Here is a 10629-nt window from a genome sequence, read left to right as displayed (position 1 = left end):
ATCCCGAGCACGGCCGGATCATGTCGAACATCCTGTTCGGCCCCGCGAGTAAGTCATTCACGGAACGTTACTTATACCGCGACCGCGGTAACGCCAACGTCCGCACGTTCGGCCCCGAGGGGTGCGATCATGCCCCCCCGCCGGGTGCCACGTGGTCCGCGGTCGCCGCCGAGTTTCCGCCGGGCTGGACGCCCGAATTGCTCGTACTGTGGCTGCCTTACACATCCGTCCCGCTGTCGGACTGGGTCTGGTCGGCCCCGGTCCCGGTCGTCTGTCTGGCCGGCGACTGGAACTTGTGCTGGCACTCGTTCCGGCAAATGATCCCCTTGTGCGATACAGCCCTTACCGACGAGCCGGGGCGGGCCGCCTTCCGGCGGGCCGGATTCGACCACGTTCACGCCGCGAACCTGCACGGGCTTGGCCGCGAGTTCTTCGACGAGTGGGACGAGGAATCGCCCGGCCGGGACATCGACGTGCTGTTCGTCGGGAGCATGAACCCGGCCGTCCACCGGGACCGGGTGCGGTGGCTCGGCCGCGTCGCCCGGCTCGCCGACCGGCACGCGGTCACGATCGCGACGGAGACGTTCGGCCGCGACTACCGCGACCTGCTCCGGCGGGCGAAGGTCGTGTTCAACCGGTCGGTCCGCGGGGAGTGCAACCAGCGGGCGTTCGAGGCCGCGGCGTGCGGGGCGGTCGTGCTCCAAGAGGCCGAGAACCGGGCCGTCGCGAACTACCTCGCGGCGGGGGCGGAGTACGTGCCGTACACCGGCGAGAACTTCGAGGAATGCGTCCGCGCGGTACTCGCCGACGACGGGCGGCGGGCGGCGACGGCGGCGGCGGCACGGGGGCGGGTGAAGAACTACTCGTTTGAAGCCTTACTCCGCGACGGGCTGGCGCGGCTCGACCCGGCGGAGTTGCAGGCCCGGATGCGGCGGCGGCTCGACGCGGCGGCCCGGCCGTCGCTCGTCGGGCGGGCGTGGCAGCGGGTGAACCTGTCGGGGGCCGACGCCGACCCGGTGCTCTCCGCCGACCTGGCGGCGACCCCGGCCGGCGACCCGTTCCTCGGGTTGCTGGCGGAGGAACGGGCGGTCGCGGAGCCGGCCCTGCGGCGGGCGGCGGCGGTCAACCGGGTGTCCGCCCTCACGCTCGCGGAGGCGCTCGCCCGCACCGACCCGGCGGCCGCGATTCGCGAAGTGGAACACGTTCTCGACGACCTCGATCTCTCGCCGCTGACGGCCTCCGAACTCGACACCCCGGCCGGCGCGCGGCGGTTCGACACGTACCGCGTCGAGTGGGAGGCGGCCGCGTGGCGGCCGGCCGACGAGGCGGGGGAAAAGGCCCGGCTGCTCCGCTGGCGGGCGTTCACGCTACTCGCGGAACTGACCGGCGACGTGACCCACTTCCACGAGGCGGCCGCGGCGCGGCCCGACCTGCCGGGGACGCGGGCGGCGCTCGGGTGCTCGCTGGCGCGGGCCGGGCGGCTGCGGGAGGCGATCCCGCACCTCCGCGAGGCGTGCCGGCTCGACCCGTTCGACGGCCCGGCGGCGCGGGCGTACTGGGCGGCCCTGACGGACGCCGGCGAGGCCGTCGCGGCCGGCCGGTTCCTCCGCGACCGGCAGTTGCTCCGCCGCGCCGCCCCCGGCCTGGTCGGCGACGAAGCCCCCGACCCGCCCTCGGTCGGCGACGAGCTGGCGTCCGTCGTCGTCCTCTGCTGCAACGCCGCGGACGTGTCCCGCGTGTGCCTCGACAGCGTGTTGGCCCACACGCGGCCGCCGTTCGAGGTGGTCGTCGTGGACAACGGCAGCACGGACGCGACGCCGGACCTGCTGGCGGAAGTCGCGACGCGGCCCGGCCCGGTTCGCGTGCGGGTGATCCGCAACGCGGAGAACCGCGGGTTCGCCGCCGGCGTGAACCAGGCGCTCGCGGCGGCGGCCGGCGCGTGGGTCGTGCTGCTGAACAACGACGTGGTCGTCACCCCGCGGTGGCTCGACCGGCTGATCGCGCCGCTGGTCGGGCCGGGCGACCGGCCGGCGGTCGTCGGCCCGGTGACGACCGCCGCCCCGGCCCCGCAGCACGTCCCGGCCCCGTACCACGACCTCCGCGACCTGGACGCGTTCGCGCACCGGCACTGGCTGACCGTCGGCCGGCGGTGCCGGGTCGTGCCGCGGCTGACCGGGTTCTGCCTCGTCGCGGCCCGCGAGACCGTGGACCGCCTCGGCCCGATGGACGAGCGGTTCGGCGTCGGCTTCTTCGAGGACGACGACTGGTGCGCCCGCGCCCGGACCCTCGGCCTGCGGATGGCCGTCCACGAGGGGGTGTTCGTCCACCACTTCGGCGGCCGGACGTTCGCGGCGCTCGGGCTGAACGCCGACGAACTGCTCGACCGGAACTTCGCCCTGTTCCGCGAGAAGTGGGGCGAGGCGGAGGCCGCGCCGTACGTCCGGCTCGCGGCCCCGCCGGCCCGCGTCTCGCTGACGATGATCGTCAAGGACGAGGAACGCAACCTCCGCGACTGCCTCGCCGGCCTCGCGCCGCTGTTCCACGAGATCGTCGTCGTGGACACCGGCTCGGCGGACGGCACGAAGGCACTGGCCGCGGAGTTGGGCGCGAGGGTGTTCGACTTCCCCTGGGTGGACGACTTCGCCGCCGCCCGGAACGCCGCCCTCGACCGGGCGACCGGGGACTATGCGTTCTGGCTGGACGCCGACGACCGGCTCGACGCCGAGAACCGGGAGAAGCTCGCCCGGCTGTTCGCGACCCTCGGCGGGCGGAACGAGGCGCACGTCATGAAGTGCCGCTGCCTGCCGGACCGGCCGGGCGGCGGGGTGACGGTCGTGGACCACGTCCGGCTGTTCCCGCTCCGGCCGGGCGTGCGGTGGGAGTTCCGCGTCCACGAGCAAATCCTGCCGGCGCTCCGCGCGGCCGGGACGGACGTGCGGTGGGCGGACGTGGCCATCGACCACGTCGGGTACACCGACCCGGCGGTGCGGGGGCGGAAGCTGGAGCGGGACACGCGGTTGCTGCTCCGGGAGTTGGAGGAGCGGCCGGGCCACCCGTTCCCGCTGTTCAACCTCGGGTCGGTCCACCTGGAGCGGGGGCGGCCGGCGGACGCGCTGCCGTGCCTGCGGGCGAGCCTGGCGGCGTCGGAGGTGCGGGACTCGATCGTGCGGAAGCTGTACGCCCTGATCGCGCAGTGCCACGCCCGGCTCGGGGACCGGGCGGCGGCGCGGGCGGCCGTCCGCGAGGGCCGCGGGCATTACCCGGCGGACGCCGAGTTGCTGTACCTCGACGGGTCGCTCGCGCTCGACGCCGGGGACCCGGCCGCGGCGGAACGGGCGTTCGGCGAACTCCTCGCCGGCCGCGACGAGGAGCACTTCGGCAGCACGGACGGCGACCTGCGGGGCGACCGCGCCCGGCAAGGGCTGGCGGCCGCCCGCGCCGCGGTCGCGGCCGCCGACCGGCCGGCCGAACCCGCGGCCGAGCCGGACGAGTTGGCGTTCTCGATCCCCGTCGACCGTTGACCACACCCCGAGGCGGCATCCCATGAGCGCGTCGTGCGTCATCTTGGTTCCCGTGAACGGCTCCCCGGTGCCGGAGTGCGAGGAGGGCCTCCGCGAGTTGGAGCGCCGCGGCTACCGCGTCTGGCGGGTCCGCGGGTACTCGGCCATCGACGCCGCCCGCTGCCAGATGGCCACCGACGCGCTGGCGCAGAACTTCGACGAGCTGTTCTGGATCGACTCCGACATCGTGTTCGACCCGAACGACGTGGACCGCCTCCGCCGGCACGACCTGCCGTTCGTCTGCGGGCTGTACGCCAAGAAGGGGTCGCGGCAGTTCGCCGCCTCGTTCCTGCCCGGCACGGAGCAGCTGCTGCTCGGCAAGGACGGCCGGCTGGCCGAAATCCAGGGGTGCGGGTTCGGGTTCACCCTCACCCGCCGGGTCGTGTACGAGACGATGCAGCGGGACCTGCAACTGCCGGTGTGCAACGAGAAGTTCGGGAAGAAGCTCGTGCCGTACTTCTGGCCGACGATCGCCGCCGACGGGCCTGGGACGCACTGGTACCTGTCGGAAGACCTGGCGTTCTGCGCCCGCGCCCGGCACGTCGGGTTCCCGGTCGTCGCGGACCTCGGCGTGCGGCTGTGGCACGTCGGGTCGTACAAGTACGGGTGGGAGGACGCCGGGAGCGAGAAGGAGCGGTACGAGAGCTACCGGTTCAACCTGCCGAAGGCGACCGCGCCGCCGGCGCTCGAGTACCCGCGGCTGGTGACCGGCCCGGCCGTCGGGCCGCCGCAACCGATCCCGGCCGCCCCGGCCGGCAACCAGTTGCTCGCCCCGCCGCGGGGGGCTATGCCGCCCCCGCCGCCGGCCGCCAAGTGGCCGCGGACCGCCCTCCGCGGCCCGGCCGCGCCGCTGCCGGAGGGATTCCCGCGATTCCGCGCCTACGTCGTCACCTACGCGGCCAACCTGGAGAGCGCCACCCTGACGATGGCCGACTTCGAGCAGTCCGACTGGGGGGAGCCGGCCACGCTATTCGTCCAGCCGGAGGACTGGCCGGTCGGCCTCGACTCGGCGGCGCGGAACTACAAGCGGGCGCTGCAGGCGGCGGCGGACGACGGGTGCGACTTCGCCCTCATCCTGGAGGACGACGTGCGGGTGAACCGCCACGTCCGGCGGAACCTGTCCGCCATCCCGCTGGTCCAACGCGACCAGTGCGATTACTTGAGCCTGTACATCCCCGACCTCGTCGCCGCCCCGTGGGAGCGGGCCGAGCCGCACCTCGGCTACCGGCTGGCCCGGCCGCTGTACTCCGGCCCGAACCGCATGTGGGCGAAGCACCGGCTGTGGGGCAGCCAGGGCTACCTGCTCTCCCGCCGGTTCGTCCTCAAGGCGCTGGAGCGGTGGGACCGGCTGAAGAACGGGCTGGACACGCGGGTCATCTCCGTCTGCTCCGAGCTGAAGCTGCCGATGTGGTACACGGACCCGTGCCTCGTCCAGCACCGGCCGCTCCGCTCGGCCCACGCGACGCCGACGGCCCACGCCCCGGACTTCCGGCCGGACCACGTGCTCGACGTGCGGCCCGGCTACCAACCGCCGGAGGAAGTCCCCGGCTGGCTGACCCACGCCGAAGGGGGGCTGCTGTGGGAGGTGGCGAACGGCCGCCACGTCCTGGAACTCGGCACGGCCGGCGGGCGGGCGACGGTGTGCCTCGCGCAGCAGGCGGCGAGCGTCCTCAGCCTCGACACGGCCGAGCAGACGGAGGCGGCCGAGTGGGTCCGGCGGTACGGCGTGGCCGACAAGGTGACGTTCGCCGCCGGGAACGTCGGCGTGATCTGCGACGGGCTGCGGCAGACGTTCGACCTGATCCTGATCGACCTGGAACACGACGCCAAGAGCGTGACCGCGGACATCGAGCGGGCGCTGCCGCTGCTCCGGCCGGACGGGCTGCTCGCGTTCCACGACTACCCGGACCCGGCGTGGCCGGACGTGCGGCGGGTGGCGGACGACTACGCCGCCCGGTGCGGGTGGGAGCGGGTCCGGCAGGCCGACTACCTCGGCGTGTTCCGCGTCCCGGACCCGACCCGCCGGCCGCCGCCGGCCGGCCCGACGGACGCCGACGTGTACGAGTACTTCCGCCCGCGGTGGACGCCGGCCGAACTCGACCGCGGCCGGCAACTGCTCGCCGCCGTCGGGGCCGTCCTCGCGGAGATCGACGCGCCGTGGTTCCTGTACGGCGGCACGCTCCTCGGCCACGCGATCGACGGCACGGTCCTGCCGTGGGACGACGACCTGGACGTCATCACCGTCGGCCCGTTCGACCCGGACCGGGTCCGGTCCGCCGCCGCCCGCCACGGGCTGCGGACGACGCCGCACCCGCACCCCGGCTACCTGAAGCTGTTCTTCGCGAACGACCCGCCGGTCGCGGGCAAGCCGTGGGCGTTCCCGTTCCTCGACCTCTGCCACGGGGCCGCGCGGGACGGGCAGTTCGTCCACAAGTCGGTCTGGGGGGGGGCCGAGGACGCCTTCCCCATCGCGGCCGTGTTGCCGGTGCGGTCCGAGTCGTTCGCCGGCGTGCCGGCGGGCGTGCCGGCCGACGCGGCGGCCGTCTGCCGGGCGAAGTACGGCCCGGACTGCCTGACCTCCGCCGTGCCGCCGAGCTGGGACCACCGGGCCGAGCGGCCGACCAACTACCCGGCCGTCCGGGTTCCGCTGGACCGCATCCGGGCCGTCGTCGCGGCCGTCTCGTCTAAGGGGTAACGCCATGCCGGTCGAAGTGAGCGCCGAGCACGGCGTGCGGGTGACGACGCCGGACGGGTGGCAGCGCGGGGCGGCGGCGAACCCGGCCGTCGTCCTCGCGGTGGTCCGGCCGGACCGGCCCGACGAGTTCCAGCCGAACGTGCAGCTCGTCCGCCACCCGCGGACGCCGCTGACGCCGGAGGAGTACGTCACGCTGTCCCGGCTGGAGGCGAAGCGGCTGTCCGGCCGGGCCGACCTCGCCGCCGACGGGCCGCCCGCGGCCGGGACCGCCGCGTGGGTACTCGAGTACGAGACCGACCGGCTCGCGGGCCGCAGCCTGCGGTTCCGGCAGCACGTCCACTTCCTGGGCGACGACGCGTTCGTCCTTACCGCGACCGCCCCGCCGCAGGCGTTCGAGCGGCTAAGGGCCGAGATCGAGGTCGTGCTCTCGTCGTTCGAGCGCGCCTAGTTCGAGTCCCGCCGTCACCGTTGGGACGAAGGGACGCCGGGAGACATCCGACTCGTGCCTGGTCTTGCGGCGACATCCCCGTTTCCCGCCGCGACCCGGCTGGTCCGTGGGGCTACCGCGTCTCACCCGGCTTCTTCCAACCCGGTCAGGGTCCCGGTGCTGCTACCGAACTTGTCCACCTCCAACCCGAGCCGTTGGAGCATCGACACGTAGAGGTTGCACAGCGGCGGGTTGGCCTTCGGGTCGAACGCGAGGTGGCGGCCGTGCTTGAACCCGCCCCCGGCGAGCAACACCGGCAGGTTCTTCACGCCGTGCGTGCTGGCGTCGGCGAGGTTGCTGCCGAAGAACACCGTCGTCCGGTCGAGCAGGGAGACGCCGTCTTCCTTTGTGTTCTTCAGGAGCTTGAGGAAGTCCCGGAGGGTCTTCATCTTCTCCGTCTCGAGCTTCTTGAGTTGCCCGATCTTGGTCGGGTCCTTCCCGTGGTGCGACAGGTCGTGGTGGCCGAGTGACACGCCGGGGATCGGCGGCACGCCGCTCGTGCCGAGCAGTTGCAGCGTGACCAGCCGCGACGAGTCCGTCTGGAGCGCGAGGTGGATGAGGTCGAACCACACCCGCGTCTTGGCGATCAGGTCGGTCGCGTTCGCCACGTTCTGCGGCGGCTTGGCGTCCACCTTCGGCTTCGGCCTCTTCGCCCACGCCTCGTCCTGCGCCAGCCGCTGTTCCAGCTCGCGGACGCTGGTGAAGTACTCGTCGAGCTTGTCGCGGTCCCGGGCCCCCGCGGCGGCGCGGGCGTCCTTCGCCTGGTCGCGGACCGCGTCGAGGATGCTCCGGCCGTCCTGGAGCCGCCGCGCCTGCGCCTCGACCTCGTCCGGCCGCCCCGCGATGAACAGCCGGGCGAACACGGCCGCCGGCCAGGACTCGGTGGGCACGGGCGCGCCGCTCTTCGTCCACGCCAGGCCGAACCCCTCGCACGAGAGCGGCAGGCTGGCGTACCGGGTCCGGCCGCGGAGGAAGTCGGCCGCGAACTGGTCGAGGGAGACGCTGTTCTTGAACCCGGCCCGCTGCTCCGGGTGCGGCGCGCCGGTCAGGAAGCTGTAGTTGGAGTCGTGGCTCGGGCCGACGTCGGGGTGCGACAACCCCGAGATGACCGTGAAGTCCTCGCGGAAATCCTTGACGACCTCCAGGTACGGCGAGAGCGCGTAATCCGCCCCCGCCTTCTCCGGGAAGAACGCGGCCGGGTGCAGCCCCAGCGGCGTGTTGATGCACACCATCCGCCGCGGCGGCTTCGCGGCCGGCCCGCCTGCCGCCCGCGATTCGAGCAGCGGGAGGGCCAGCGAGACCGCGCCGGCGCGGAGGAAGGTTCGGCGGGAAAGGTTCATCGGGGACTCGTGGTTGGTGTTGGGCGTCGCGGACCCGAACGCTACTTGGTTTGAAACGGCCGGCTCCGCACGACCTCGTGGACCAGCGTGCGGAACCCGTATTTCCGTTCGCGCAGCGTCCGCACGATCGCCTCGATCTCGGCCCCATCCGACGCCTCCGGCGCGGCACCGGTCGCGTAGGTGAGCAGCTTCCCGGCCAGCGCGCGGGCGAGCCGGTCCTTGTCCTTCAGCAGCAGGTGCTTGAACTCGTCGATGTTCGCGAACTTCGACCCGTCGGGCAGTGCGTTCGACGGATCGATCCTCGCTCCCATGCGGTACGGCATCCGGCGGCCGTTCACGACCACGTCCTTTCGGTCGCCGGTCCCGGTGGTGCGGTACTGCTCGCGCCACCCGCCGATCACGTCGAAGCTCTCCAGCGCGAAGCCGGGCGGGTCGATCGCGGCGTGACACGCGGCGCACGCCGCGGCCTGCCGGTGCTTGGCCAGTTGCTCGCGGATCGTCGTGGCCCCGCGGATGTCCGGCTCGACGGCCGGCACGTCGGCGGGCGGCTTCGGCGGGGGCGCGCCCAGGATGCGGTCCATGACCCACACGCCGCGGGTGACGGGCGACGTGGTCGTGCCGTTGGCGGTCACCTTCAGCACGCCCGCCATCGTCAGCACCCCGCCGCGGTGGCTGCCCTCCGGCAGCGCCACCTTGCGGAACGCGAACCCGTCCGGCCCGGGCAGGCCGTAATGCCGCGCGAGCCGCGCGTTGAGCATCGTGAAGTCCGAGGCCACGAAGTTCGTCAGGCTCAGGTCGTCCTTCAGCACCTCCGCGAAGAACAGTTCCGCCTCGCGGATCATCGACACCTTCAGCAGGTGGTCGAATTCCGGGTAGAGCAGGTGGCTCGGCTCGGTGGCGTCGATCTCGCGGAGGCCGAGCCACTGCCCGACGAAGTTCTCGGCGAACGCCCCTGCCTTCGGGTCCTTCAGCATCCGCTCGACCTGCCCGCGGAGCGTTTCCGGGTGCGACAGGGTGCCGCCCTCGGCCACCGCCAGCAGCTCGTCGTCGGGCATCGTGCTCCACAAAAAGTACGACAGCCGCGACGCCAGCGCGAAGTCGTCGAGCTTGCCGGGCTGCTCCCGGAGGAACAGGAAGTCGGGCGACACCAGGATCGCCGTGAGGCCGACCCGCACGGCCTTCTCGAACGACTGGCCGGCGGCGAGCTTTGCCTTCACGAGCCCGAGGAACGGCTTCACGTCCGCGTCGGTCACGCGGCGGCGGAAGGCCCGGCGGGCGAAGTCTCGCAGAACCTTCTCGGCGTCCGCCTCGGGGTCGGCGGAGGCCACCTCGACCCGCTTGCCGTTGTTGAAGACCGGGACGGGTTTCTGCGCGCGGTCGCCGAAGAGGCGGCGGTGGCTTTCGGGCGGCCACGTCTCGTTCAACGGCCCCTCGATCTCGACGGACTGCACCGCCAGCCCCGGCCCCGCGTACTTGTCGGCACCGACCTTGTGGACGGCCTGCGCGGTCGCCAGCCCGTACGGAAGAATGTGGATGGTCGTCCGCGGTTCCATGAACGCGACGAACTCGGTGACGGTGGGCTTCCCGGCTGGGGCGTCGTAGTACCCGATCAGCCCGCGGGTCCCCGCCATCTGCTTCCCGGTCACGGCCACGCAGTACGTGACCGGCTTGTCGCCGCTCTGGACCGCGGCGGCGGTGATGCGGAAGCGGTACCGGCCGCGGTCCGGCGGGTAGAACTGGTAGACGTGGACCGCGTTCCACGCCGACGAACTGAAGAGCGTGACGGCGTCGCCTTGAACGCGGTACACGTTCTCGGTCGTCGTCTTCACGTGGTGCTGGTCCTTGAGGCTGTACCGCTTCTCGGTCGCCGGCGGCCGCGGGCCGTTCGCGACGGCGAGGCCGAGTGCGGCGTCGGCCGCCTCCAGGTACTTCTCCATGAGGAACGAGGAGACGTGCAGCCCCTCGCCGCCGGTGTCGAACCCGTTCGCCGCCGCGTCCGCGGGGAGCAGCTCCTGAAAGTCCGCGTCGATGCCGAGCAGGTCGCGGACGGTGTTCTGGTACTCGACGCGGTTGAGCCGCCGCAGGACCGCCCGGCCGTTGGCGAGCCGGGCGGCCCCGGCCTTCGCATCCACCCACCCGGCGAGCGCCCGAACGTCCTTCTCCGCCGGCCGCGGCTTCCCCTCCGGCGGCATCTCGCCCGCCGCCAACCGCTTCCGCACCGCGAGCCAGCGGGCCCGGTTCGCCGCGTCGTCGAAGTCGGCGGACAGTTTTTCCAGGCCGAAGTCCCCCTTCGGCTTCTCGCCGGCGTGGCACCCCTGACAGTGCGTGGTCAGGAACGTGCGGAACGGGATGTCAGGCCCTTGGGCCGGCGGGGCGGCGGGCTGCGTCAGGAGGAGGGGGGTGAGGGCGAAGAGGAGGGCCGTCATGGAACCGAGTTCCCAGGCAGGGGGGGCGGCGGGCCGGGCAGGGGTAACCACCAGTATGACATCCCGCGGCCCGCGCCGATAGCACGATCATCCGGCGGCGGCGGCCGGGGCGCGGTCGGCC

General features: G+C 73.1%; 5 protein-coding genes. 3 read left to right on the top strand and 2 right to left on the bottom strand.

Annotated features, from left to right (window positions below; all coding sequences use genetic code 11):
- The first annotated feature begins 20 nt into the window (after nt 1–20).
- Genes AC5JJ2_RS01945 through AC5JJ2_RS01935 form a run of 3 tightly spaced genes read left to right on the top strand, consistent with a single transcriptional unit; the run spans nt 21 to nt 6703 of the window.
- The gene (locus AC5JJ2_RS01945; RefSeq protein ID WP_495856277.1) at nt 21–3521 is read left to right on the top strand and encodes a glycosyltransferase; all 3501 of its coding nucleotides are present in this window, start codon (nt 21–23) and stop codon (nt 3519–3521) included.
- Between the two features lie 22 nt (nt 3522–3543).
- Nucleotides 3544–6255 carry a class I SAM-dependent methyltransferase gene (locus AC5JJ2_RS01940; protein ID WP_495856276.1) on the top strand — a complete coding sequence of 904 codons (2712 nt, stop codon included), beginning with the start codon at nt 3544–3546 and terminating at the stop codon, nt 6253–6255.
- Between the two features lie 4 nt (nt 6256–6259).
- Nucleotides 6260–6703, top strand: coding sequence for a hypothetical protein (locus AC5JJ2_RS01935; RefSeq protein ID WP_495856275.1), 444 nt, complete (start codon nt 6260–6262; stop codon nt 6701–6703).
- 122 nt (nt 6704–6825) lie between these two features.
- On the opposite strand, the gene AC5JJ2_RS01930 is transcribed toward AC5JJ2_RS01935, so the two are convergent.
- Both AC5JJ2_RS01930 and AC5JJ2_RS01925 read right to left on the bottom strand, forming a co-directional pair.
- The gene (locus AC5JJ2_RS01930; protein ID WP_495856274.1) at nt 6826–8082 is read right to left on the bottom strand and encodes a DUF1552 domain-containing protein; all 1257 of its coding nucleotides are present in this window, start codon (nt 8080–8082) and stop codon (nt 6826–6828) included.
- Between the two features lie 41 nt (nt 8083–8123).
- Nucleotides 8124–10508, bottom strand: coding sequence for a DUF1592 domain-containing protein (locus AC5JJ2_RS01925; protein ID WP_495856273.1), 2385 nt, complete (start codon nt 10506–10508; stop codon nt 8124–8126).
- Nucleotides 10509–10629: the final 121 nt, after the last annotated feature.

The sequence above is a fragment of the Limnoglobus sp. genome (assembly GCF_059499385.1).
Note: the sequence above shows the minus strand (reverse complement) of the source record. Positions and strands in the feature narration are given on the sequence as shown.